General features: G+C 58.0%; 23 protein-coding genes and 1 rRNA gene. 18 read left to right on the top strand and 6 right to left on the bottom strand.

What is annotated here, in order from left to right:
- Positions 1-726 (top strand): 16S ribosomal RNA (locus GXX95_05475); the annotation flags it as partial.
- A gap of 169 nt (positions 727-895) precedes the next feature.
- Here the strand turns inward: GXX95_05475 and GXX95_05470 are convergent.
- Positions 896-1,648 (bottom strand): TrmB family transcriptional regulator, encoded by a 753-nt coding sequence (locus GXX95_05470; GenBank protein ID NLT37589.1) that lies wholly within the window; start codon positions 1,646-1,648, stop codon positions 896-898.
- A 141-nt stretch (positions 1,649-1,789) separates the two neighbouring features.
- Between GXX95_05470 and GXX95_05465 the strand changes: the two genes are divergently transcribed.
- A complete protein-coding gene (locus GXX95_05465; GenBank protein ID NLT37588.1) occupies positions 1,790-2,986 on the top strand; it encodes an ABC transporter permease in 1,197 nt (398 codons plus the stop codon).
- Here the strand turns inward: GXX95_05465 and GXX95_05460 are convergent.
- Both GXX95_05460 and GXX95_05455 read right to left on the bottom strand, forming a co-directional pair.
- Positions 2,957-4,555: an NAD(P)/FAD-dependent oxidoreductase gene (locus GXX95_05460; protein ID NLT37587.1), complete on the bottom strand. Its 1,599-nt coding sequence runs from the start codon at positions 4,553-4,555 to the stop codon at positions 2,957-2,959. The two genes, GXX95_05465 and GXX95_05460, sit on opposite strands and share 30 nt — an antisense overlap.
- The gene (locus GXX95_05455; protein NLT37586.1) at positions 4,482-5,060 is read right to left on the bottom strand and encodes a TetR/AcrR family transcriptional regulator; all 579 of its coding nucleotides are present in this window, start codon (positions 5,058-5,060) and stop codon (positions 4,482-4,484) included. Before GXX95_05455 ends, GXX95_05460 begins: the two co-directional genes overlap by 74 nt.
- A gap of 209 nt (positions 5,061-5,269) precedes the next feature.
- On the opposite strand from GXX95_05455, the gene pyrG reads away from it, so the two are divergent.
- From pyrG to GXX95_05420, 7 genes are all read left to right on the top strand, one after another.
- A complete protein-coding gene (gene pyrG, locus GXX95_05450; GenBank protein ID NLT37585.1) occupies positions 5,270-6,895 on the top strand; it encodes a CTP synthase (glutamine hydrolyzing) in 1,626 nt (541 codons plus the stop codon).
- A gap of 294 nt (positions 6,896-7,189) precedes the next feature.
- On the top strand, positions 7,190-8,290 hold the full coding sequence (locus GXX95_05445) for an MtaA/CmuA family methyltransferase (protein ID NLT37584.1): 1,101 nt from the start codon (positions 7,190-7,192) through the stop codon (positions 8,288-8,290).
- Positions 8,290-9,123 carry a methylthiol--CoM methyltransferase gene (locus GXX95_05440; GenBank protein NLT37583.1) on the top strand — a complete coding sequence of 278 codons (834 nt, stop codon included), beginning with the start codon at positions 8,290-8,292 and terminating at the stop codon, positions 9,121-9,123. The genes GXX95_05445 and GXX95_05440 overlap by 1 nt, the downstream gene beginning before the upstream one ends.
- A 37-nt stretch (positions 9,124-9,160) precedes the next feature.
- Positions 9,161-10,879: a hypothetical protein gene (locus tag GXX95_05435; GenBank protein NLT37582.1), complete on the top strand. Its 1,719-nt coding sequence runs from the start codon at positions 9,161-9,163 to the stop codon at positions 10,877-10,879.
- Positions 10,879-12,468: a methylamine methyltransferase corrinoid protein reductive activase gene (locus GXX95_05430; protein ID NLT37581.1), complete on the top strand. Its 1,590-nt coding sequence runs from the start codon at positions 10,879-10,881 to the stop codon at positions 12,466-12,468. The genes GXX95_05435 and GXX95_05430 overlap by 1 nt, the downstream gene beginning before the upstream one ends.
- A gap of 268 nt (positions 12,469-12,736) precedes the next feature.
- Positions 12,737-13,369, top strand: coding sequence for a translation initiation factor IF-2 subunit beta (locus tag GXX95_05425; GenBank protein ID NLT37580.1), 633 nt, complete (start codon positions 12,737-12,739; stop codon positions 13,367-13,369).
- A gap of 61 nt (positions 13,370-13,430) precedes the next feature.
- Positions 13,431-14,633: an MFS transporter gene (locus GXX95_05420; protein ID NLT37579.1), complete on the top strand. Its 1,203-nt coding sequence runs from the start codon at positions 13,431-13,433 to the stop codon at positions 14,631-14,633.
- A 10-nt stretch (positions 14,634-14,643) separates the two neighbouring features.
- Here GXX95_05420 and GXX95_05415 read toward each other — a convergent pair whose 3' ends face one another.
- Complete coding sequence (locus tag GXX95_05415; GenBank protein ID NLT37578.1) at positions 14,644-15,114, bottom strand: hypothetical protein; 471 nt, start codon at positions 15,112-15,114, stop codon at positions 14,644-14,646.
- 193 nt (positions 15,115-15,307) lie between these two features.
- Here GXX95_05415 and GXX95_05410 point away from each other — a divergent pair, with 193 nt between their 5' ends.
- The 6 genes from GXX95_05410 (at position 15,308) to GXX95_05385 (ending at position 19,410) form a co-directional block, all read left to right on the top strand.
- Positions 15,308-15,802: a pyridoxamine 5'-phosphate oxidase family protein gene (locus GXX95_05410; protein ID NLT37577.1), complete on the top strand. Its 495-nt coding sequence runs from the start codon at positions 15,308-15,310 to the stop codon at positions 15,800-15,802.
- A 91-nt stretch (positions 15,803-15,893) separates the two neighbouring features.
- Positions 15,894-16,820: a hypothetical protein gene (locus tag GXX95_05405; GenBank protein NLT37576.1), complete on the top strand. Its 927-nt coding sequence runs from the start codon at positions 15,894-15,896 to the stop codon at positions 16,818-16,820.
- Between the two features lie 36 nt (positions 16,821-16,856).
- On the top strand, positions 16,857-17,498 hold the full coding sequence (locus tag GXX95_05400; GenBank protein ID NLT37575.1) for a phosphoesterase: 642 nt from the start codon (positions 16,857-16,859) through the stop codon (positions 17,496-17,498).
- A gap of 209 nt (positions 17,499-17,707) precedes the next feature.
- Entirely contained in the window at positions 17,708-18,526 is an 819-nt protein-coding gene (locus GXX95_05395; protein NLT37574.1) for a MerR family transcriptional regulator, read from the top strand.
- A 166-nt stretch (positions 18,527-18,692) separates the two neighbouring features.
- Positions 18,693-19,076 carry a 30S ribosomal protein S8e gene (locus tag GXX95_05390; GenBank protein ID NLT37573.1) on the top strand — a complete coding sequence of 128 codons (384 nt, stop codon included), beginning with the start codon at positions 18,693-18,695 and terminating at the stop codon, positions 19,074-19,076.
- Between the two features lie 40 nt (positions 19,077-19,116).
- Positions 19,117-19,410 (top strand): signal recognition particle protein Srp19, encoded by a 294-nt coding sequence (locus tag GXX95_05385; protein ID NLT37572.1) that lies wholly within the window; start codon positions 19,117-19,119, stop codon positions 19,408-19,410.
- A 178-nt stretch (positions 19,411-19,588) separates the two neighbouring features.
- Here the strand turns inward: GXX95_05385 and GXX95_05380 are convergent, their stop codons facing one another.
- Positions 19,589-19,879, bottom strand: a complete 291-nt coding sequence (locus GXX95_05380) for a DUF211 domain-containing protein (GenBank protein ID NLT37571.1) — start codon at positions 19,877-19,879, stop codon at positions 19,589-19,591.
- Positions 19,880-20,082: 203 nt separating this feature from the next.
- Between GXX95_05380 and GXX95_05375 the strand changes: the two genes are divergently transcribed.
- The 3 genes from GXX95_05375 to GXX95_05365 are packed head-to-tail and all read left to right on the top strand — an operon-like array spanning position 20,083 to position 23,044.
- On the top strand, positions 20,083-21,492 hold the full coding sequence (locus tag GXX95_05375) for an NAD(P)H-hydrate dehydratase (protein NLT37570.1): 1,410 nt from the start codon (positions 20,083-20,085) through the stop codon (positions 21,490-21,492).
- Positions 21,493-21,531: 39 nt separating this feature from the next.
- Positions 21,532-22,209 carry a metallophosphoesterase family protein gene (locus GXX95_05370; protein NLT37569.1) on the top strand — a complete coding sequence of 226 codons (678 nt, stop codon included), beginning with the start codon at positions 21,532-21,534 and terminating at the stop codon, positions 22,207-22,209.
- 40 nt (positions 22,210-22,249) lie between these two features.
- Positions 22,250-23,044, top strand: a complete 795-nt coding sequence (locus GXX95_05365) for a metallophosphoesterase (GenBank protein ID NLT37568.1) — start codon at positions 22,250-22,252, stop codon at positions 23,042-23,044.
- 26 nt (positions 23,045-23,070) lie between these two features.
- Here GXX95_05365 and GXX95_05360 read toward each other — a convergent pair whose 3' ends face one another.
- The gene (locus tag GXX95_05360; protein ID NLT37567.1) at positions 23,071-23,637 is read right to left on the bottom strand and encodes a hypothetical protein; all 567 of its coding nucleotides are present in this window, start codon (positions 23,635-23,637) and stop codon (positions 23,071-23,073) included.
- Positions 23,638-23,783 lie beyond the last annotated feature (146 nt).

Genomic DNA, 23,783 nt, shown 5'->3' with positions numbered 1-23,783 from the left:
GTGTAAACGCTGCGGGCTTGGTGTTGGGGGTCCTTTGAGGGCGCCCAGTGCCGGAGAGAAGTTGTTAAGCCTGCTGCTTGGGGAGTACGTCCGCAAGGATGAAACTTAAAGGAATTGGCGGGGGAGCACCGCAACGGGAGGAGCGTGCGGTTCAATTGGATTCAACGCCGAAAAACTCACCAGGAGCGACGGATATATGAAGGTCAAGCTGATGACTTTACCTGATTTTCCGAGAGGTGGTGCATGGCCGTCGTCAGTTCGTACCGTAAGGCGTTCTCTTAAGTGAGATAACGAACGAGACCCTCACCATTAATTGCTAGTCCTTTCTCCGGAGGGGGCGCACATTAATGGGACCGCTGGCGCTAAGTCAGAGGAAGGAGAGGTCAACGGTAGGTCCGTATGCCCCGAATCCCCTGGGCAACACGCGCGCTACAAAGGGTGGGACAATGGGCTTCGACACCGAAAGGTGAAGACAATCCTCAAACCCATCCATAGTTCGGATCGGGGGCTGTAACCCGCCCCCGTGAAGCTGGATTCCGTAGTAATCGCTTGTCAACATCAAGCGGTGAATATGCCCCTGCTCCTTGCACACACCGCCCGTCAAACCACCCGAGTTGGGTTTCAGTAAGGATGTCTCTAATTGGGGCTTTCGAACTGAGATTCAGCAAGGAGGGTTAAGTCGTAACAAGGTATCTGTAGGGGAACCTGCAGATGGATCACCTCCTACGTAATAAACAACATAGCAAGGAGAGGCCCTTGTGCCTTTCTCTGCCCAATTCCTGGTAGGATACCAAGCACCAAAACAAATTGCATCGAACGTCATTGTCTCGTTTTTTACTTTATTAAGTATTATGAATGAAGCCATAGGTAAATCGATGTGTTTTTATTCAGCGATCTAACCGATCCCACCTTCCTCGATCAGTCGGATGATCGCGCTATGCTGCAGTGTCACGATGAAAGGAAGCTCGAAAATGATTGCAATGTGCTCGTCGTTCATCTCATAGGTAAGTATTGACCTCTCTCCATCCGCGATGAGCAATAGTTCCGCCCTATATCTGTTGTCCCCGGAAAAGATGGTCCCTTTGAAGACCTTCGTGTAAGTCTTGGCCAAGGGGTCCTTGCCTAGAACAGGTACGATGACCCTCGCGGAACCCAACACGGCTTGGAACGCTTCTGCATCCTCAGGCACATAGCAGAGCACATCTGCTCGTTCAGATATCTCCTTGAGATCGCTCACCAATGGCCGGAAAACGGACGTACGTGTACATACAACAATGAGCTCCTTCTTGACGTCTCCAAGAAAAGCATGTACCTGGTCCCGGATGCTCACATCACCCCTGATGTGCCAAACCGGGAACGTTCTCTGCCGTGCCTTGAGGCTTAGGTCGTTAAGGTCGTCCGAGACGATCCTAATGGACTCTTCAATATCCTCGCGCAGCAGACGTATCAGCCTATCTGGCGGAATGGCCCGATAGTACATTGGCTTACCTTGCCAAACCTCGACATAACCTTTTGATTCCAGAGAGACAAGAATGTCGTATACACGAGGCCTAGGAACGCCGCAGGCTTCATGCACTTGTCGGGCTGTTGCCTCTCCCAGCCCTACTAATCCGGCGTAGACCTGTGCTTCGTACCCAGTCATTCCCAACCGTACTAACTCCTCTATCAATCGCCCCTGCATTGTAACTACAATAGTTACAACAAGTACATTTAACCAGCCGCCTCTAGAACCCCGGGGAGTCCGTCGGTCACGCCCTAACAGGGAGGTCGACACCCTTGGGCGGTTTCAATGATGAGGTCCATCAACATATGGCTGGCATTCAAGGAAAGTATGAAGGGGCTATGGCCGAAAAGGATTGTTGGATTGGTGATAGTGACATCGATCGTCATCGTCCTTTTTGGGCTGACGTTCGAGAAAGGACCGACGCAGAACATATCGGTCGACCTGGTTAATATGGACGGAACGGTGGAAAACTCCTCCGCGGCTTCCGTCATCGCAATTTTGTCCTCAGGTACGACCGTCCACATCGTGAACAGCTATGGTCCATCCACCACTGAGCCTTTGATACGTTCGCTCGAGGATCTGGAGGCAGGAAAGGTAGAGGCGGTAATTGTTTTCGGACCAAACTTCACCACGGACATCCAAACATGGATCGTCGCTACCATGGGCGGCACGACGATCGCGCCGTCAAGCTTAATCATCTATTCCGACAGTTCCAACCCCATCGCGTCAGCTGCAGTCCAAGCGGAGGTGCAGAGAGGCGTACAGGCGGTTCTGGCTACCACATATGAGATGTCCTCGCCCGTGAAGGTTGTGAACAACGTAGTGTACGGTGCGGGCATTGATATGCGCGACTTCATGGCACCAGCCATCGCCGGTCTGCTCATATTCATCCTCACTCTGATGCCCGGCCTCATGTCCATTATGAACATTGTCGATCATGGTACAGAGCGTTTCAGTATTGGAGAGAGAATGCTCGCGCAATGCCTCTCCGCGTTCTGCGTAGGCATTGTTCTGGCCACCACGATCTTGTTGGTATTGGGGGGGTTCGGGATCACCATGGCCGGGGACCTATCGGTCACCGTAATGCTATTGGCGTTGCTGGCGATGGGTAGCGCAGCCCTAGGTCAACTGCTGGCCTCCATCACCAGAAGACGCCGAGAGGCCACGGTTGTCGTTTTACCTCTGGTCCTGTATCCTGCGATCCTTCTGGGTGGGATCATCCTTCCCATCACTTCCATTCCGGACTATCTGCTGCCGATCTCGTACCTGTTCCCTCTGACCTATTCGATCGACGGAGTGCGCCTGTCGATGTTGAACGGTTTCGGGTGGGATGTCTGCTGGGTGCAGGTGGCGGCCTTGATCGTCTACACCATGGTCTGCATGACCATCGCCTGGTGGGCTGAGCGCCGCAGTATCAATGACCATGCGACATCGCCGGAGGATGGGGGCATCTCATTCGGGAGGGTTGACCGCACCCCGTAGTGAGAATACTTTCTTGTCCTTCCGACACAGAACCTGGACCGCCTGGCGCCCAGAGGCTATGCAAGTGGGGACGCTGCCCCCAGGCATCGACCACTGCCCGACCATGTAGAAATTATCCAGGCCAGGGAGGGTCCGCGGCATGGTCTTCAGCATCTGATCGGTGGGGGGACTCCAGCCCATGATCGAGCCATGGTCGTTCCCTGTATAGCGCCAGTAAGTGTAAGGGGTAGATACATCGACAACCTCCGCCGATCCGGATACGCCTGGATATTGTGATTCCACTATCCTGAGCGCATCCCATGCGAGACTGGCCTTGGATGCATCGTAGGCCTTCCGGTCCTTACTCATCTCGCACCAATACTCCCAGTCCCCTTCGAAAAGCACCTGGACAAGGGTCTTACCGGGCGGGGCGAACACCGTTCCATAGTTGAGTATCCTGAGGGATGCTATTCCGATGGGGCTCCCATAGGAGGTCAGGGGCTCCCCGAGCGCGAGGACCTGTAGGGGCGGCTCACCTTGAAAGGTCCGGTCAAGGCCCAGGCTTACCGTGACCAGGGAGGCTCCGGGATTCCAGGCACGATAACGCTCCTCGATCCTTTCATCCGCGTACCGGCCTTCCAGCATCCCATATATGGTGCTCCGGCCGTCTGCCGCGGAGATGACGATATCCCCTTTATGCTCGCTTCCATCCTCCAGCCTGACACCGACGGCCTTTCCTCCATCGACCACTATCTTCACCACCCTGGACCTGAAGTGGAAGACACCTCCGAGAGCCTGATAACGCTCGACCATTGGCCTCATGAAACCGGTGCAGCCATCGCTGATGAGGCCTATCTGACCGTCCTCCACCATGGCCAACACAGACATGACCAGCCACTCAGGGGCCTGGGGAGAAAAGAGATTCAGGATCAAGCGCTTCAGCGCCGCGTCCTTGACCTCCCGTACCACCTCGGTCATGGGTCGAGCGTACCTGCCCATCATGAACTTGACCATCTTGCGGGCCTTCCACGTAGAGCCCAGCCTATCGCCCAGGCTCATGAGCTCGGGAGCTTTCTCCAGACCCATCTCGTACAGCCCGCCAGACCGCCTAATCTTCTGGGCCCCGCGGAAAATCTCCTCTATCGTTCTTCGGTCATCGGAGAACCTGGCCATCAGGGCCTGCTTTGCAGCCTCGAGATCGTTGGAGATGTCGATCGATAATCCTGTCGGCTCATCGGTGAACCGAATGAATGTCGTCATGGTCGGATAGAGGTCGGTTTGATCGATGCCCAGCTCCTTGTAAATGGCGTTTATCGGTGTCCCGGACCTATGGCCCATGAGAAAATGGATCCCTCCATCCACCAGGTACCCGTTCCTGCGCCAAGTGGCGACGACCCCGCCGGCGACATCGTGCATCTCGAACACCTCGCTGCTGTAACCGTTCATCTGAGCATAACAGCCAGCAGACACTCCGGCAAGCCCGGCACCGATGATAAGGACCTTCTTTACCGTGACCTCACCCCCTAATGGCCATTTCGATCCCGTCGAGCAAAAGCTCCACCCCCTGCGGCCCCTCCCGCTCGAGCTCAAAGCTATCCTTGTCGAGCATCCATTGAAGGGCCGTTCCTTCGATGAGGGCGATGTAAGATATTGACGCAGCCCGTAGCTTAGCTCCGTTGAACTTCTTAGCCACGTCCCAATTTTCGATGATATCGGTGATGGCCTTCCTGTATTCGCTGTATATCTGCTCGGTTTTGCTGGCTATGTCCGCCTCGCCCATCAACTTCGAGTCCATCATCATCGAGGAGTAGAATCTTGATACTGCGGTATCCTCTGCATAGATGGAAAAAATGCAGGTTGCCAGGTCCTCCAGGACCGTTCGCGGTTCAGAGGACGAGGCCATTGCCTTCTCCAGAGATCGCGAGTACTCCTCCATGGCATGATCGAACACCGCAAGGTACAGGTCAAGCTTGCCCTCGAAGTGCCAGTACAAGGCACCCTTGGTGATGCCGGCCTTTCTGGAGATCTCATCCATGGACGCTCCCTGATAACCGCTTCTTCCGAACTCGTCCATAGCCGAGAGGATGATGTTCATCCTTGTCCTCTCCGTATCCACTCCTCGGGGCATTAAACAAACTAAACGATTAGTATGTTATAATATCTATTGATAGATGTACGTAGTCCAAAGAACCGGGCAGGGCCGGGCGTGGAGCGTTCCTCATTCTCGGTAAGTGCCGGCCCCTGGCCTCCCCTTTCGGAAGTGCTAAATACGCCCAATCTTTATTGACCAATCCCATGGAGACGATGAAATATATTTTCGTCACTGGTGGGGTCATATCTGGTCTGGGGAAGGGTATCACCGCCTCCTCTATCGGTCGCCTTTTGAAAGCAAGGGGTCTTGACGTCACAGGAATAAAGATCGATCCTTACTTGAACATCGACGCTGGGACCATGAACCCGTTCGAGCACGGGGAGGTCTTCGTCCTCGATGACGGCGGGGAGGTGGACCTGGACCTAGGCAATTACGAGAGGTTCCTGGACATCAGCCTGGGGAGCGAGCACAACATCACCACGGGCAAGGTCTACCGCTCGGTCATAGAGAAGGAGAGGGCGGGAGACTACTTGGGCAAGACCGTGCAGATAATCCCTCACATCACCAACGAGATAAAGCACAGAATCAAGAAGGTGGCAGAGGCCTCCGGCGCGGACGTGTGCATCGTGGAGCTTGGGGGTACGGTAGGTGACATCGAGAGCATGCCCTTCCTGGAGGCGGTTCGCCAGATGAACACCGAGATGGGGAGAGGGCAGAACTGTCTGTTCGTCCACACTACCTTGGTTCCCATGCTGGGGACCGTAGGCGAGCAAAAGACCAAGCCCACGCAGCACTCCGTCAAGGAGCTGCGCTCCATCGGTATCCAGCCGGACGTGATCGTGGCCAGGGCCACAGAGCCCTTGGAATATTCCATTAAACGCAAGATCTCCCTGTTCTGCGATGTGCCCTTGGAGGCAGTGGTCTCCGCAGCGGATGCCAAGTCCATCTACGAGATTCCCATAGTGCTGGAGGAGCAGGGCCTCACCGACTTTATACTGCGGAGACTGGGCATAGACCGACCGAAGAAGGACCTGAGCCAGTGGAGGGAGTTCCTTGACCGCATCCTTTACCCCTCGAGTACCGTGCGGATCGCCATCGTCGGCAAGTACACGCACCTCGCCGACAGCTACCTCTCGCACCTGGAGGCCTTCCACCATGCGGGAGCGGAGCTGGGGGCAAAGATCGAGTGCTGTTTCTTCGATTCCGAGAAGGTGGAGAAGGACGGCATAACCAAGGAGCTGTGCTGCTGCGACGGGATCCTGATCCCCGGCGGTTTCGGAAGCAGGGGCATCGATGGCAAGATAATGACCGCCAAGTACGCCAGGGAGCAGAGGGTGCCCTACTTGGGCGTGTGTCTTGGCTTCCAGATCGCCACAATAGAGATCGCCCGTAACGTCCTGGGAATGAAGGGCGCGCACACCACCGAGCTGGACCCGAAGACGGAGCACCCGGTGGTGGACCTGCTGCCGGAGCAGAGGGGGGTCACCAACATGGGCGGATCGATGAGGCTGGGTGCGCAGAAGGTCCTGGTCCAATCGGGCTCCCGCGCTGCCAAGCTATACGGGATGACGGAGATCATGGAGAGGCACCGCCACCGCTACGAGGTGAACCCCGACTTCATCGAAAGGCTGGAGGCGGCGGGTTGGAAGTTCACCGGACGCTCCGAGGACGGGGTCAAGATGGAGATCGGGGAGCTGGAAGGTCATCCCTTTTTCGTGGCCTCGCAGTTCCACCCGGAGTTCAAATCCCGTCCGAACGATCCCTCGCCGCTCCATGTCGGTCTGGTGAAGGCAGCCCTGGAGCACAAGCAGAGGTTGGCCGACCGTCACGTGCTGTGACGTCCATTTTCCTTTCCCACTCGAACGATGCGGTAAGAGGCAGCGGGGTATTGGGAAGGAGAGCTTCCTTTTTCTAAGGTCTTTCAGGTGGGCGTTGGTTCGAAAATCGTTGCATCTCTGTGGCCCGTAGACTGGCGTCATTGGAACTTAGACCATAAAGCTGGTAGTCTGCTGTAGGCGTGTCAAAACGGCTCACGGTTTTAATTAATAATAGAAGACTGCATTTACCAATCGGCCAAGCACCTCGATTGCGGAAGACGCGTGCAAAGGCCCAAACGAATCGGAGGATAGTAAATGGCTAGTGAAATGACACCGACCCGTAGAGCACTCGCTGCAGTTCTGGGGGGACGAGTGGATTATGTTCCACCCGCCAATCCCCTTGCGCAGACGACAGTCGAACTTATGAAGTATGCGAACGCATCCTGGCCCAAGGCCCACTTCGACGCCAAGATGATGGCTGATCTGGCCGCCGCCCCGTTCGAGGTCTGCGGTATCGAGGCTGCAAGGCCCCAGTTCGACATCTCCCTGGAGGCAGAGGTACTGGGGTGCAAGTTGGACTGGAACAAGCCGGACCGTCCCCCCGTGACCGGGCCGGCGTACACGGACCCCAAGGACATAACCTGGCCTGACAACCTGGAGGAGACGGGAAGGATTCCCCACGTCCTCGGTGCTATCGACATATTGCGCAAGAGGTACGATGGCAACCTGCCTATCATCCCCGTCCTCACGGCCCCGTTCACCGTGGCCGGCCACATAGCGGGAGTGGAGAACCTGGTCATGATGACCGTGACCGACCCCGACAAGGCCCACGCGTTCATCTCGGCGGCCACGGACTTCTGCATCGAGTATGGACGGTTGCAGACCGCTTGGGGCGCGCATATCTTGTTCCCTGCCGACCCCTCGTCATCAGGAGATCTGATCTCGGGAGAGACCTACAAGGAGTTCGTCCTTCCCTACCATAAGAGGATGGCCGCGGAGATCAGCTGCCCTCAGATCATGCACATCTGCGGAAACACCCGGGCCCTGCTGCCCTACATCAGAGAAAGCAACTTCGATTGCTTCTCCTTCGACAATGTGCCCGTCTGGTGCGTGCGCAAGGCGCTGGGGAACAGGATGTCCATCCTGGGAAGCCTGGACGTCATCGACCTTATGCCCAACGGGACCCCCGAGCAGGTCTACGCCCGTACCGTGGAATGCATCAAACAGGGAGTCGACGTCGTAGGCTCGTCGTGTGATGTATCGTACGGGACGTCCCTGGATAACCTCAAGGCCTACGTGCGTGCGTGCAAGGAGACGCCCATCCCCGACTACGACAACATCGAGGACATGATACGCGAGGTCGGCGCAGGCAAGGCAAGGCGCATGAAAGCGGAGAGCCTGGGAGGTGGTCACTGATGGTAAGGCACATGGATATTTTGGCGGAAGAGATGCTGAAGGTTAGGTCAAGAGACCCCGCACGTTACAAGAGGCTCATCCAGGAAGGTATGCTGGCCGAGCTGGGTTTCGATGTGGGCATAAGGTCCAAGGCCCAGGCCACGGTAGATGAGGTCAAAGCGAAGTTCAGGCCCAAGGACCCATCCTATGCTGCCATCGCTGATTCGGTCATAGCGGGGAAGAGGGCAAGGACGAAGGAACTGATAGCTGCTTCCCTGCAGCAGGGCAAGGACCCCGTGGATTTGGTGACCAATGCCCTCATGCCCGGCATCCAGACACAGTGCGAACTGTATGATCTGGGCAAGGCATTCGTTCCCGAGATCCTGATGTCCAACGACGCTATGCAGGGCGGCATAGAACTTTGCCAAGCCCAGCTGGGGGACATTCCCAAGAAAGGTAAGCTGGCGACCTTCGTGGCAGAGGGCGACCTCCACGACATCGGCAAGAACATCGTGGCCGCCATCCTCCGGGCTAACGGGTTCGATGTCATCGATCTCGGTCGGGACGTTCCCACCGCTAAGGTGGTGGAGACAGCCAAGGCGCAGGGGATCCAGATGATCAGCGGTTCCACGCTGATGAGTACAACCAAAGCGGGCTTGAAGAACACCGCGGAGACCTTGGAAGAGGAGGGTATGAAAGTACCCCTGGCCTGCGGAGGAGCGGCCGTGTCCAGGGCTTACGTGGACACCTTCGTGAACTCCATCTACGGGAAGTCGCCCCTGGATGCCGTCAAGATAGCCACCGAGGTGTGCGGAGGCAAGGACTGGAAGGAAGTACGCAAGGACCTGTACTGACCCAAACCCTTTCTTAATTTTTTCTGAGGTATGGTCGATGGAAGCTGTAGGCATAGATGTTGGGGGGACCTACACCGATGGCGTCCTTTTCGATCTGCGGTCAAGAAAGATCGTAAGGAAGGCCAAGGTCCCTACTCGGCCCCAGGACCTGAGGAGCAGTGTTCTGCAGTGCTTCTCCGCTCTCCAGCTGCGCTCCCCGGCCATGCTATCCAGGTTCTGCCTGTCAACGACCCTGGCCACCAACGCCGTGGTGGAAGGGACGAAGAGAGATGTTTGCGCCATCGGCATCGGGCTGCGTCCTCGACGGCCCTCGGAGTACGCGGCAGAGACCATATTGGTGGACGGGAGGGTCGGACCCACTGGCCTGGTCGAGATCCCTCTCGACGAGGGGGCGCTCCAGAAGGCCTTGAAAGGGTCGGAGAGTCGGTCCTTCGCCATCTCCTCGTTCTTCGGCACCAGGAACCCTCAGAACGAACTGCGGGCGGCCGAGATGGTCCTGGAAGAGCACCCGAAGGCCACGGTCGTCAAGGGAAGCGACCTAGTGGGCACACTGGGCATGGAAGAGAGGTTGTATATCGCGGTCAAGAACGCCGAGCTGATACACATAATGGCAGGCCTTCTCGAAGCTATCGGGAAGGGCACTCAGGTCCCTGGATCGGTCACCTATGTCCTAAAGGGCGATGGGACCCTGGTCTCCACGGAGGAGGCGGCTCTCAGGCCCATCTTCACCGTGCTCTCAGGGCCTGCCGCCAGCGCATTGGGCGGGGCCTTCCTGGCTGGTGCCAAGGATGCTCTGGTGGTGGATATCGGGGGGACTACCACGGACATCGCCCTGGTGCAGGGCGGCATGCTGAAGCTCTCCGAGGATGGAGGGGTGGTGGGGGGTTCCCGCCTGCGGGTGGAGTCGGCGGAGATGACCACCCGGGCCCTCGGGGGCAACTCCGAGATCTTCTGTGAGGACGGGCACCCCAAACTGGGCCACAGGGCCGTGGTCCCACTATGCCTGGCGCCCGATCCATACTGGCATATGCGCGATCTCTCATACCTGTACCCTCTGGCCGGGAAAGTGCATGGCATCACTCCCACGGACCTGTTCTGTGCCACAGGGCGCAGTGACTTCGGCGACCGCAATGTGGCTGCATCGGCAATGTCCGCCCTCGCCGAGGAGTGCGAGCTCTCCCTTCCCGCCCTCATCGAGATGCTGGAAGATCTCATCCGCACCCGGCTGCTCCGAACCATCGTCGAGGCCCTGCTGAACCGGCAGCTGCTGGAGAGGGGGGAGGGAGAGAAGGTGCTGCGCGGGAACGGGATGCTCAGGACGGTACTGCGCATCGGGGTTCCCCTGGTGGGGATCGGCGCGCCTGTAAGGGCGTTCCTGGACCTTATACGCGAGCACGTCGATAGCCCTGTGATAATACCCGTAGACCATGAGGTGGGCAATGCCCTGGGCGCCATCTGCACCGAGGTCCATGGCCGGAAGGAGGTCATCGTCAGGAACGAGCCGGGGTGGATCGATGGAAGGGAGGTACCGCACTTTCACGTGGCCGTGGCCGGTGGGTTGAGGGTGTTCACCGACCGTGACGAGGCCGTGGGGTATGCTATCGAGCATGCCACAAGGGCATTGCGGGAGTACATGGAAAGGAGTCGCGTCCAACGCTACCGGGTGGTCTCCGAGGTGCGGGACATCACCTACCTGGAGATGGGGCTGACCAGGCATGTGGAGACGATAGTGAGCGTCTCCGCCGGAGGGATGTGATGCAGGCAATATCGCTGGACATAGGGACGAGCGGCATAAGGGGACAGCTGCTGGACGTTGAGAGAAGGAAGGTCCTCCGGACCGTGATCACCTCGCACAATCCTCTTCCCGGGGCCAACGTCATGGACCATCTGGACTTCGCCATCGAGAGGGGGCCGGACCTTGCGCACGAGGTGCTTCTGGGGGCTGTCCGCCAGGTGATCCGCTCCCTGGTACCGGACCGCTGGGAGCGCCTGACGGTTTGCGGTAACCCCATACAGCTCTCCCTCTTCGAGGGCATAGAGGTCAGGGACCTGGCATATGCCGGCCGCAATTACCTGGAGTCCCGGGGCATCGTCGCGCCGGACCGCAGGGGGCACTCGTTCCAGGGGGACGTGGTGGGACTGGACCCCAAGGTGGAGGTCATGGTTCCACCGGCGATACGCCATGAGATCGGTGCCGATGCCCTCGCGATGATGATCAAGTCCGGGTTCCTCGACGACGACATGTGCATGGTCACCGACTACGGGACCAACGCGGAGATGGCCATAAAGGTCGGTGACCGTGTGCTCACCGGCTCCGCAGCAGCAGGGCCAGCCATCGAGGGGCAGCAGATCTCCGCGGGTATGCTCGCCTCCCCCGGGGCCATCAGCGACCTCACCGCCATACCCGAAGGGTGGCAGACAATGGTGCTGAACAAGGAGCTGGAACCTTGCGCCGGAGCAAAGCTGAGCCTACGCGGTAACACCCTCAAGCTGCATGGCCGCAGGGCCCAGGGGATCACCGGGACGGGCGTCATCGCGGTGGTGTTCGCGGGGCTGGAGGCTGAGAGGATCGTGCTTCCATGCATCGTCGGTGGAGGGATCTCCCTGGACCGCAACATAAAGTTCACCACAGCGGACCTGCTGGAGGCTGGCAAGGCGATCGGTGCCATCCGGGCAGGGCATATGACGCTGTTGGAGGAGGCAGGCATGGACCCTGGTGATCTGGGGACGATGTACATGGCCGGGGCCAGCGGCACCTATGTCGACGCCAGGAAGGCCCAGGCCGTAGGGATGGTGCCAGCTTCGGCCAAGAGGCTGGTGCAGATCGGGAACACCTCGCTGGAGCTGGCCAAAGACCTGGCCCTGGACCCGGAGATACTGGACCGCCTGAACTCCATGACCAAGGAGCTGTTGGCGCATCACATCATGTTCGCCTCCTCCCCCACGTTCAGCGACATCTACGTGCAGGAGCTGGCATACTGGACCGAGGGCATGCCCCGGGACGCCTACGAGCGCAACCTCTCAAACCTGGGGATTAGGACAGTAACCCCTCCGGCAGAAGGGGTTGCGGTGGAGAGGCGAGTGCTCACGGATATCTGGGACGTGGGTGAGGGACTCACCATGATAGACCCCGGGGTCTTCCTTAGCGGTACCTGGTCATGCGATCTCTGCCTGCGGTGCATGCAGGCCTGCCCGGAGAAGGCGTTAAGATACGCCGAAGGGCGGTTCCTGGTGGATGCGGGCCGGTGCCTGGGGACCGCCTGCCGCCGCTGCGAGGAGACGTGTCCTCAGAAGGTGTTCTCCTACGCTGGGTTGAGCCTCGAGGGACCCTCAGATGATCATTGAGATCGATGTAGTAGGGCCTGCCAATAGATGGGGCGATCTCAACATCCTTTACGGGAGGGGGCTTCGAGGAAAGACCCGCAACTCAGCACCTCCGGGTCCTTGAACGTATAGGTCCTGCACCCCTGGCGGTCGATGGTCCAAGCGACCTTTAGCATCAGTTCGAGGCAGGCGTCGATGCAGCTGGCGCCCATCCCGAGGTGGTGTAAGCCATGTCCCCATGATATAGCTAGGTTTATATCAGCGGAGCATCTTGAGATGTCGGGATCCCATGCCTGATGACGATTATCTATCACTGCTCGAGCGTGCCAAAGTGAGCCTTCCCGAGACCATAGAGAAGCACGAGAGGTTCAAGGTGCCGGAGCCGGACATCTTTCTAGAGGGAAAGATCACCGTGATCCGCAACTTCTCTCAGATCATCGATGCTTTGCGGCGGGAGCCGGACCACCTGCTGCAGTACCTTTTGAGGGAGCTGGGAACGCCTGGCCAGATCGAGGGACAGAGGCTGGTATTGAAGGCCAAGCTCACCCCCGCCCAGGTGACCGACCGCATCATGAACTACACCGAGACCTTCGTCCTCTGTTCGGAGTGTGGAAAGCCTGACACCCGCATCAACAAGGAGGGACGCATCCTTATCCTGGAATGCGAGGCATGCGGTGCGCACCGCCCGGTCAACGTGAGGAAGTCCACCCGAGGGGCCGAGAAGGAAGGCATCAAGGAAGGTGGGGTGTACGAGGTCATGGTCGAGGACGTCGGCCGCAAGGGCGATGGCGTGGCCAAGCTGGACAAGTACATCATCTATGTCCCGGGCGCAGCCAAGGGAACGAGGCTTAAGGTGAAGATCCAGAAGATCTCCGGAAACGTGGCCTTCTCGGTCCCCGCCCCCGATGCCCAGCTGAGCTAGGGTCCGTTTCCTTTATCGGCGGTCCCACCCCTTCCCCCTATCATTACCTCTAGGTGACCTCATGCCCTTCTTCAACACCGCCACATTGGGAAGGACATCGAGGCAGTACATCCTAGCCATGAGCCTGGTGAACCTGTCGCTGCTGGTTTTCCAGGCCTACTTCATCTTCTACCTGCAGGAGAGCGGCCTCAGCTACCTGCAGATGAGCATCATCTATTCCGTGAACCTCGCCTTCTGCGCATTTCTGAGCCTTCCCATGGGCAACATCGCCGACCGTTATGGGAGGAGGAGGGCACTGGCCACCGGAATAGCGGTCACCGCCGGGTCCATGCTCATCTATGCGTTCACCAGGAACTTCACCGCCTTCCTGATCGCCGAGGTCTTCTGGGCCATCGGCTGGGCCCTTGTCAACGGCTCCAACGAGGCCTGGGTGTACGATAGGCTGCGCAAGGAGGGCAGGGCTGCGGAGGGTAGCCTGGCGTTCACCGCCATGATGAGCATCTCCTATGTCCTGGGGGTCGTGGCCGGCATCATCGCCTCCGCTCTGGTGACGATCTCGTTGAACATGCCGTTCCTGGGAGCGGCCATCATCGCCATCGTCTGCGCGGTCATGGTCTGGAGGAGCCTGGAGGAGAACTACGGAATGGAAACGGTGGCTCTGCGCACCATCCTCGGGGAGTGCCTTCGATATTATAGGAATCATGTCAGCCTGCAGATGCTGACCGTGGCGGAGACCTGCCGCTACACAGCTGGCACCATCTATCTTTTCCTTTACCAACCCTATCTGGTGACGATCGGCCTGGGCACGGACATGCTGGGTATTTACTTCTCCATCCTCATGCTCTGCAGCGCCACCGGAGCGTTCCTCGCCCCACGCGCATCATCGAGGATCGGCTACCACCGGGTGATGGTCCTATCCAGCGGAGGCCTGCTCACCGGTTTCACGCTTTTGGCGATGGGGCCGTCCCTCGAGGTGTCCTGCTTCCTGTTCGCCCTGTGCGGGCTCTCCTACGGCCTGGGATGGCCCCCGCTGATGGTGTGGCGCAACGACCTCGTCCCCGATCGCATTCGGGCCTCTGCCCTGTCCCTGTTCGCCTCCTTCACGTACCTGGCGGGGGCGGCCATGACCACCATTCTCGGCGGTCTGTTGGATGCGACCTCGCCCCTGATGGGGTTCCTGTTCGCGGCCGCCATCGCCCTGTTCTCGGTGCCCCTGTATCTGGGGGCCTTCCGCAGGTCCGGGACGGCCCCTTCCAGTTCCTGATCAGAAGCGATCAGCAGATATAGCTGGCGCAGGACCGATCGAAACCCTTCACCAGCTCCAGGTCGAGGTCCTGGGGCTGTTCCTGGGGAACGACATACGTCATATGGGGGAAGTACTGGCTGAGATCGGCTGCCATCTTGGTTACGTCATGTTCCTTGCCGAAGAGATTGGCGCTTATCTCCAGGGTCTTCCTCCGGGTCATGGCCTCATCGGTGTATCCTACGGTATGGATGTACTCGTGCAGGAGGATGTGAAAGCAGTAGGAGTTGTAGAGATGTGGCTGCTCCCGCTTGATCCTGTTCATCGACCCCTTGTTCATTACGATTATGTTGGTGGCCAGAGGATAGAACCCGCCGACCCACCCGTCCGGTCGTCCGCCCAGTTCCGCGATGCCCATCATCAGTCCTCCCCGCGACAGGCCCAGCTGCGAGCTCACGGCATCCTTCACAACCTCGAAGATGTCCGCCAAGCCCTTAGCCATCTCCAATCTGGCAGAATACTTTGAACCTGAAGTTGTTAACTCTTTGTTCACGAGTTATTTCGACGTCCGCCCACTAGATAAATATTTTCTCCGGTCCTTCATGATCGGTCCGTACAAACCGCCTCATGATCCCCTTGTATCGTCATCTCCTGACCGTGCTGAATATCAATGAGAAAGGTCATTTGTCCCTTTTATGTCCAGAGTGATGAGGCGTAGGGGGCAGGAGCTCCCGGAAGAGGAATGCGGAGAGATCCTCAGGTCATGTTCCACAGGGGTCCTGGGCCTGATGGGGGCGGACGACTATCCGTACGCCGTACCCCTCAACTACGTCTACGGAGACGGCAGAATCTACTTCCACTGCGCCCAGGAGGGGCACAAGATGGACTGCATCCGGAACGACTGCAGGGTCTCTTTCTGCGTTGTGCAGAGGGATAAGGTTGTCCCCAAGGCGTTCGCCACCGACTACCGCAGCGTCATAGTGTTCGGTAGGGCGAGGATCGTGACGGACGATCTGGACCGTCGACAGGCCTTGGAGCGGCTGAACGAGAAGTACTCCCCCGAGTTCCCCGAGGAAGGACACAAGGAGATCGAGAAGTGCGGGGGCAGGGTCTGCATCATTGAGGTAGAGATCGAGCACATGTCGGGCAAGCAGGCCATAAGGAGCGTTAGAGAGCAGGGGCAAGGATGATATCTCGCTCATCTGGACGTAACTATCAGTGCGGCCGGGCATCTGGTAACCTGCTCGGCATCGTTATCTAGCCGGAATCCTTAGCCGTGGCGTGCGCAAGGACCTACCCCTGCTGGCCATGGCCGCGATCTACCTGTTCGTGCAGACCGGGGCCATCCTTCTGGCCCCTCTGTTCATGCCCGAGTTCTCGGCCTTCCCCGAGCCTAACGATCCCATCAATCCGTTCATATACATCTTTCTGGTGCTGGTCATGACCGGCATCATACTGATCCTGATCAAGTACGGCAGGAAGCGGATCGTTCAGTCGATCTTCTATGTCAGCATCTTCATCACCATGCTCTACGTGTTCATCCCCTTGTTCCTCCTTGTGGACCCAGAGGGGACATTGGCTCTCATCGCATCATTGGCCTTGGCCGGGGGCCTGATGTACCTGCTGGCGAAGAAGGGGGAGTGGTACGTGATAGACGGCGTGGGCCTCATCATAGCCGTAGGGGTGACGGCCATCCTCGGCATGTCCTTGGGCATACTGCCGGTCATCATCCTCCTCGTGATCATGGCGGTATACGATGCCATATCGGTATACAAGACCAAGCACATGATCACCCTGGCAGAAGGCGTCTCCACCATGCGCCTGCCGGTCCTGTTCATCGTTCCTCAGAAGGAAGGCTTCTCCATGGACAACGTGGTGAAGAAAGGGTCCATACTGCCCAAGAAGGATGAGCCCCGGGATGCGTTCTATATGGGTCTGGGGGACACCGTGATCCCGGGGCTGCTGGCGGTCTCTGCTTCATTGTACCTTCCGGAGACCGCGTCATTTCTCATGACGGCCAACCTGTGGGCAGCGGTGGGGGCCATGGTGGGAGGGCTCCTGGGCTACCTGGTTCTGTTCCGTTACGTCCTCCGCGGCCGTCCCCAGGCTGGACTCCCCTTCCTGAACACAGGGGCTATCACGGGATATCTGATCGCCTACGCCCTTGCATACGGCGAGATCGGGCTGGGTATGCTGGGCCTGTCCTGAGAAAAAATAATCAGGTGAGGCCGCCATTGGTGGTCCATGAAGTTCCTGGTCCTTTCTGACATTCATGGCAGGGAAAAGGTGGCCTCCTGGGCCCTGCGTCTGGCGAACGAGCACGGCGTGGACGCCTACCTCGTGCTGGGGGACATAACGCACTTCGGTCCGGCAGCATGGGCCTCCGAGTTCCTATCCCGTCTCGATCGCCCCGCCTACGCCATACCTGGGAACTGCGATCCGCTCGAGGTATGTTCTGAGATCGAGAGGCACGCGACGCTCCTGCACGCAAGGAAGGTAATGGTGAAAGGTGAATCGTTCATCGGCCTTGGTGGTTCTAATCCCACCATATTCGAGACGCCCTTCGAGCTGGAGGAGGTGGATATCGAGAGCGCCCTTAGGCCTTTGATGGAGAAGGGCGCGGTGATGGTGCTGCACGCTCCTCCCCTGGGCTTCAACGACAGGATCCCCTCGGGAATGCATGTCGGCAGCGAGGCCATCCTCAAGCTGGTGAAGGAGTACCGACCCAAAGCGGTGCTCTCGGGCCACATCCACGAGGACCGTGGCATCATGGAGAGCGATGGCACGGTGTTCATGAACCCCGGCGCCGCCAAGGACGGTTGCTCAGGCCTCATGGAGATCGACGAAGGGGTACGGATGACCCTGCTGGACCCGATCACGGATTGAGGGCGCATCCATCTTCCTGGATCGCAGATCCCTCAGCACCAATGACAGGCTGAACGTGGGTTATGCTACCTTGAGGTCACGAGGCCGCACCATCAGGAGTTGTTCAATGCCATCGAGAGGGGGGGCGGATATCAGGACGATCGACCTTGCCCCGGGGCAGACTACGCCGTCAAAAATATTACGAATCTAATTGCTGTTCAGGGACCTTAATGACCAACGAGCTTCTCGCCATTGGCAGCTTCTCTATCCTCACCAGGCTGACGCCCAAGGCGCTACGCTACTATGAGGAGAAAGGGCTGCTGATGCCTGCCAGGAAGGAGATCACCGGCTACCGCTTCTATAGCTTCGAGCAGGTATCCCGGGGACTTCTCCTTCAGCGATTGTCCGGTCTGGGCTTCGGGATACAGGAGATGAAGGCCATAGTCGATGTCATCGACGGACGATCGGATCGCTCCGTTATCAGCCCGATCATCGAGGCCAAGATCGCAGACGTTAGGGGGCGGGTGGAGGAGCTCGAGGGGATCAGGAAGGTCCTGGAGAGAAATGATCTGGAGAGGATATTGGATATGAGCCAGGACATACCGAAGGTTGTGGACATAGCCCCCATGAGGGTGGTTACTAAGAGAGATAAGGGAGCGTACGGCGAGGTCATCCCGCGACTTCTAGGAGAGGTCTATCAGGCGGTCGTAGCGCAGCCCCAGGCGCGTTTGGTGGGGCCTCCGTTCACGATCTACCATTCCATGGGCTCGTGCGACGTGGATGCCGACATGGAGGTAGGTGCTCCGGTGACTGGACCGGTTGTGGCCGAGAATGGGCTGGAGGTCCGGACCCTTGTTGGTGGTCGAGCCGTTACGGCCGTCCACCGAGGGGTCTATGAGACGGTCGGGGAGGCTTGGACGAGGGTGCTCAATTACATCCAGGAGAACGGCTATAGGCCGACCGGCCCCGCCCGGGAGTTCTACCTGAACGACCCAGAGGTCACACCGACGCAGGAGCTACTGACCGAAGTGCAGCTGCCCGTGGAGTGAGAGAGCGCGATCAAGCTTAGCCCGCCATGGTCCCGGGTCATCCCCCTTGAGTAATGATCGTCATTGCCAGATGGTAAAACGAAGGAGGGGGTGGCCCAGAAGCTCCAATAGGGTTGTACCTAGCAAACCTTTTATATCACCTTTATTTTAGTGGCAGAGGATTAGTATGGCACTTTGGCAGGGTAAATCAAAGCGGAAACCTACCGGCGGCCGCCTGGTATTGAACAGAAAGAAGAGGCGTTACGAGGTCGGACGCGAGCCCCTCCTTACCAACCTGGGCGAGGAGAGCATCAGGATGTACCGCACCATGGGTGGAAACCACAAGGTCAAGATGCTCCATGCTGCCTATGCCAACGTCGTGGACCCCAAGAACAACCAGGTCAAGAGGGTAAAGATCGTTACCGTCAAGTCCAACCCCGCCAACCCCAACTATGTACAGCGTAACATCATGAACCGCGGGGCTACCATCCAGACCGAGCTCGGAATCGCCAGAATCACTTCCCGGCCAGGGCAGGACGGCACCATCAACGCGGTCCTCATCTCCGAGTGAGACCAAACCCCTTTTATACACTTTGGGAGAATGACCGACCATGGCCTTCGATGCTGACAAAGCCTGGGTGCTGTGGCCGGAGTATTTTGACATCTCACGAACCCGGTCACAAGGCCGTCGGGTCGTGAAAGCGCTGGCCATCCAGGAGCCTTCGATGGCCATGATCATCAAGGCAGTAGAGAAGCTGGGCCTGCAGTACAAGATGGAGGAAGGCAAGTCCTATCCGGGTGCCTGGTGGAACAAGCAGGGTCTTCTGCTGGTAGAGAACACCATGCCCAAATCTCAGCTACTGCCTCGGGTCGCGGAGCAGCTACGGTCTGTCCCCCGCTCTTGAACCGTCCGGCCAATGCGGTCTGTCAACGGTAAATACCGTCCCGGGCCAGAGCCTAACCTATAGTCATTCCGTGCATGGTCCGATGGATAAAAAAAAGGGACAATAACCCCCTCACAATGAAGCTTCATGGTCATCCAGGAGGTTTGGTGGGCGTGATGATACTTTTAGAAGGGGGAGTTCAGCGGTCCTGGAACGTCTCCACCTCTTCCACCAGTCTCTTCCCTGCGGATACACTGTCCACAGAGTGGATGACGGCCCCGGCCTCGGTTATGGCTGTCTCGACGTCATCAAAGATGATGGCGTTCCCCTCGATGGTTATCTTGACGGTCTCGGTGTCCTGGTCCACTTCGACTATGGATATGTTCACCCCGGAGGTCCCCTCCAACACGCTCAGGCGCTGAGAGAGCTCTACTATGGAAGGATGATGCGGCTTCAGTACGTCCAAAACTATCCTCTTGATATCGCTCAATTACAGCTCACTAATCCTATTTTTTTGAATGAAATCCCAGTATTAAATGGTAGCCCTCATGCATCTTTGGTAAACGCGTCACCCTGTGGTTGATGCAGATCAGAGGGAGACGTTTACCTGCATCCCTTCTGTGGTGCGGACAAAAAGACTTTAACTCCATCATCCTCATACTCGAGTTCATGCTCCCCTTTCTGGAGGTTCGGGTGCTCGATATCAACTCCGAGTACCTGGGGGTCCCTATTGATGCGCTCATGGAGAACGCCGGCGAGGCCGTGGCCGAGACCATAATGAACGAGCTGGGCACGGGCAAGAGGATCGCCGTGGTGTGCGGAGTGGGCAACAACGCCGGTGATGGATTCGTGACCGCGAGGAACCTCATGCGCCACAATGATGTGACGGTCCTGCTGGCTAATCCTCCTTCAGAGATCAGGACTGATGCTGCCAAGAGGGCCTTCGAAAAGGTGAAGCATATCTCCTCGTCCTCGGTGGGAGTGAACTTCTCCAACTTCGACATCGTGGTCGATGCATTGTTGGGTACGGGGACCCTCAAGGAGGTCCGGGAGCCTTACCGCACGCTCATCAACCGCATCAACGACTCGAGCACCTATGTGGTCTCAGTGGACGTCCCCTCGGGGCTAGGAACTGACATCCAGGTGGATGCCGATCTCACGGTCACGTTCACGGGCATAAAGGAAGGCATGAACGAGGGGAACTCTGGCAAGATCGTGCTGCAGGACATCGGGATTCCTGCAGATGCCAAGCGGTTCATAGGTCCAGGGGAGCTGATCTACTATCCGGTGCGCAATCCAGATGTGCACAAAGGCGAGAGCGGGAGGCTCCTCATCGTCGGCGGTGGTCCGTTCACCGGGGCCCCGGCATTGGCAGGGCTGGCCGCGTACCGAATGGGTGTGGACCTGGTCAATATAGCCACTCCATGGATGTCCTACGCCCCCATCGCGTCGTTCTCCCCGAATCTCGTGGTCCACCGTTTGAGCGATGACGTCCTCAACCTGGCCGACGTGCCGTGCATCATGGAGATGATGAAGACCTCGGACGCGCTGCTCATCGGCCCCGGTCTGGGATGTGATCCCTCGACCCAGGAGGCGGTGCGGAAGATCGTGGAGGACTGCAATATCCCCCTGGCGATCGATGCTGACGCCATCACCGCCGTGGCCCGGAACGTCACGGTGCTGGAGGGCAAGAGATGTGTCATCACGCCTCACGCCCGTGAGTACGCCATGCTCATGGGGCGCACGCTCCCCAAGGATATTGACGCCCGCCAGCTGGACGTGACCGAGGCCGCCAGGGAGCTGGGCGTGGTTCTTCTGGTCAAGGGGATGATAGATGTAGTGTCTAATGGATCTTGGACCAAGCTCAATAGGACCGGGAACGCGGGCATGAGCGTTGGTGGGACCGGGGACGTCCTTGCCGGAGAGGTGGGAGCGCTCCTGAGCAAGAGCGTCTCGCCGTTCAATTCCGCCCGCATTGCTGCATTCACCAATGGAGCCGCTGGCGATCTTGCGTTCGACAAGATCGGTTACAGCCTGATGGCCACTGATGTCATCGAATGCATTCCTGACGTTCTCCGGCGGGGGCTCAAGAGAGTGAACTGAGCGCCACCCTCAAATACTGATGCTGGTTAATTAACGTCAGTGAAAATAGCGTTAATTTCCGATGTCCATGCCAACCTCATTGCCCTCAAGGCGGTCCTGGAGGACATGGAAGGTCGGGACGTTGGAGAGATAATCTCCGCAGGGGATGTCGTAGGTTATTACCCCTTCCCCAACGAGACGATTGCTCTCTTCAGGGACCGGGCGATCATATCGATACAGGGAAACCACGACAGGGCGGTGCTCAGCGCGGGTGACCCTCATATGAACCCCTGGGCCAACAGCGCGGTGTCGTGGACGCTTGCGCAGCTCTCAGAGAGCTCCGTGGAGTATATTCGTGCGATGCCCCGCCACCGCTCAATGAGCATCGGAGGGACCAGCATAGCCATGTACCATGGGGCCCCCTTCGATGATGATTACTATCTATTCGAAGAGGAGGCCACTGAGGAGGTCCTGCAATCCACAGGCTGCAGCTTGTTGGTGCTGGGTCACACCCATATCCCGTTCATCAAGAGGTACAGGAGCGGCATGATCGTGAACCCCGGCTCCATAGGCCAGCCCCGGGACGGGGACCCGGATTCAAGCTACGCCATATATGATACCGAGACCCGCAAGGCCTTCCTCCTGCGGGTTCCCTATGACATCAGGGCCGTGGCCGAGAAGACCATAAAGGCCGGTCTGTCATCCAGCCTGGCCAATCGCCTGTACGTAGGACACTGACCAACAACTTTTTTCAGCATGCTCACATGTATGGTGCAGAATGAGCGAGGTCAGCCCCATACCGGACCACCTGGCCCTGGAGATCAAAGGGTCACAGAACATCATCTGTGTAGGAGACCTGCATGTGGGGCTGGAGTCCGAGCTCAGGTCCCACGGGGTGTTCGTACCGTCCCAGACCGCTCGCATGGAGAAGGAGCTGGTGTCCCTCAGCCAGGGGAGGGACCGGCTGGTGCTGCTGGGTGACATAAAGAATAAGGTGCCCGGGTCCACACAGCAGGAGTACGCCGAGCTCCCCCGGTTCTTCCGCACAATGATGCGCCACTATTCGGAGGTGGATGTGGTAAGGGGGAACCACGACACCAACATCGAGGAGTTCCTACCAGAAGGAGTAACGGTCCATCCCTCCACGGGGTTACGCATCGATGATGTCGGGTTCGTCCACGGCCACACGTGGCCGTCCCCCCAGGTCATGGCCGCCCGCACGCTGATCGTCGGGCACAACCATCCCACCATCGCCCTCGAGGATTCCCTGGGGAACATCAGCAAGGAGCCGTGCTGGGTCCGGTTCAGGATCAAGGAGGGGAACGGCAGATACATGGAGTTGCCTGAGGAGGTCATCATGGTGCCAGCGTTCAACAGGTCTCTCGGGGGATCACCGATCAACATTGAGAAGGGTAAGATGCTGGGCCCCCTGTTCAGCGAGGGCATGGTGGACATCCGAAAGGCCAGGGTGTACCTGCCGGACGGCATCTACCTCGGACAGGTGGGGTCACTGATCGTCAGGAGGGGGGCCCGCGTCAGGACCCTTCCCAAGCCTCGGGACTATGTCTACTGAGATCTTTATCTAGATGCGCGAGGGGATCAGAAGAAGCTACTTATGCCCTCTTCCGTCAGGTAATCGCAGTACTCGTCGTCGAGCAGGATGCGCAACTGGTCCATGAAGGAGTACTTGCCCGTCTCCAGTACAGAATGCAGAACGAAAGAGCGGGCCTCCCTGGCCAGGTCCATGTTCTCAGGGTCCTGTCCCTGGTCGATTATGTCCAGAGCATACGAGAGTTGGTCCTCGGTGTAGTTGCCATACTGGCTCCTGGCATCAGGGAACATCCTTTCAAAACCTTCCCGGTCCTCTCTCCTGCAGAAATAGAAGGACTCTGCGGCGGAGTGCTTGGGACTGAGTGTGTAGATGATCTTATCGGCCAGGAGCACATCGATGAATATGGTCGCGGACTCGTAGAACTTCATCAGATCGTTGTTCTTCCGGCAGTGCTTATCCTCATATGAGCTGTTATCTCGGTTCCTGTAGATATCGTCCCGATAAAGCTTATCGAAGCTCGAGACGTAGTCGAAGTAGTCATCTCCCTTGTTTACGAAAAATTTACAGAAGTGCAGTCTGTCATGTATGCCGAACATATCGGATGGCTCAAGCATTCTATCTCACCAACTATGCTGTGTTGCTCAAGTTCATGTGGTGCCTTGATCGAAATGTCCGATGAAAAAATGTCATATATCTTTTTTGATAGCATTACACGTTCGTATAGTGGAACAATGGCATTGTCGACAAATGAGCTTACATT

The organism is Methanomassiliicoccus sp. (assembly GCA_012719175.1).
Taxonomy (GTDB): domain Archaea; phylum Thermoplasmatota; class Thermoplasmata; order Methanomassiliicoccales; family Methanomassiliicoccaceae; genus UBA6.
The sequence above is the reverse complement of the archived record's forward strand: the minus strand, read 5'-3'. Positions and strand labels throughout refer to the sequence as shown.

What these genes read in the sequence shown, in the direction of transcription:
- GXX95_05465 (NLT37588.1), top strand. Translation starts at nt 1,790, where the DNA reads ATGATGAGGTCCATCAACATATGGCTGGCATTCAAGGAAAGTATGAAG.
- GXX95_05455 (NLT37586.1), bottom strand. Translation starts at nt 5,060, where the DNA reads ATGAACATCATCCTCTCGGCTATGGACGAGTTCGGAAGAAGCGGTTAT.
- pyrG (NLT37585.1), top strand. Translation starts at nt 5,270, where the DNA reads ATGAAATATATTTTCGTCACTGGTGGGGTCATATCTGGTCTGGGGAAG.
- GXX95_05445 (NLT37584.1), top strand. Translation starts at nt 7,190, where the DNA reads ATGGCTAGTGAAATGACACCGACCCGTAGAGCACTCGCTGCAGTTCTG.
- GXX95_05440 (NLT37583.1), top strand. Translation starts at nt 8,290, where the DNA reads ATGGTAAGGCACATGGATATTTTGGCGGAAGAGATGCTGAAGGTTAGG.
- GXX95_05435 (NLT37582.1), top strand. Translation starts at nt 9,161, where the DNA reads ATGGAAGCTGTAGGCATAGATGTTGGGGGGACCTACACCGATGGCGTC.
- GXX95_05430 (NLT37581.1), top strand. Translation starts at nt 10,879, where the DNA reads ATGCAGGCAATATCGCTGGACATAGGGACGAGCGGCATAAGGGGACAG.
- GXX95_05425 (NLT37580.1), top strand. Translation starts at nt 12,737, where the DNA reads ATGCCTGATGACGATTATCTATCACTGCTCGAGCGTGCCAAAGTGAGC.
- GXX95_05420 (NLT37579.1), top strand. Translation starts at nt 13,431, where the DNA reads ATGCCCTTCTTCAACACCGCCACATTGGGAAGGACATCGAGGCAGTAC.
- GXX95_05415 (NLT37578.1), bottom strand. Translation starts at nt 15,114, where the DNA reads ATGGCTAAGGGCTTGGCGGACATCTTCGAGGTTGTGAAGGATGCCGTG.
- GXX95_05410 (NLT37577.1), top strand. Translation starts at nt 15,308, where the DNA reads ATGTCCAGAGTGATGAGGCGTAGGGGGCAGGAGCTCCCGGAAGAGGAA.
- GXX95_05400 (NLT37575.1), top strand. Translation starts at nt 16,857, where the DNA reads ATGAAGTTCCTGGTCCTTTCTGACATTCATGGCAGGGAAAAGGTGGCC.
- GXX95_05395 (NLT37574.1), top strand. Translation starts at nt 17,708, where the DNA reads ATGACCAACGAGCTTCTCGCCATTGGCAGCTTCTCTATCCTCACCAGG.
- GXX95_05390 (NLT37573.1), top strand. Translation starts at nt 18,693, where the DNA reads ATGGCACTTTGGCAGGGTAAATCAAAGCGGAAACCTACCGGCGGCCGC.
- GXX95_05385 (NLT37572.1), top strand. Translation starts at nt 19,117, where the DNA reads ATGGCCTTCGATGCTGACAAAGCCTGGGTGCTGTGGCCGGAGTATTTT.
- GXX95_05365 (NLT37568.1), top strand. Translation starts at nt 22,250, where the DNA reads ATGAGCGAGGTCAGCCCCATACCGGACCACCTGGCCCTGGAGATCAAA.
- GXX95_05360 (NLT37567.1), bottom strand. Translation starts at nt 23,637, where the DNA reads ATGCTTGAGCCATCCGATATGTTCGGCATACATGACAGACTGCACTTC.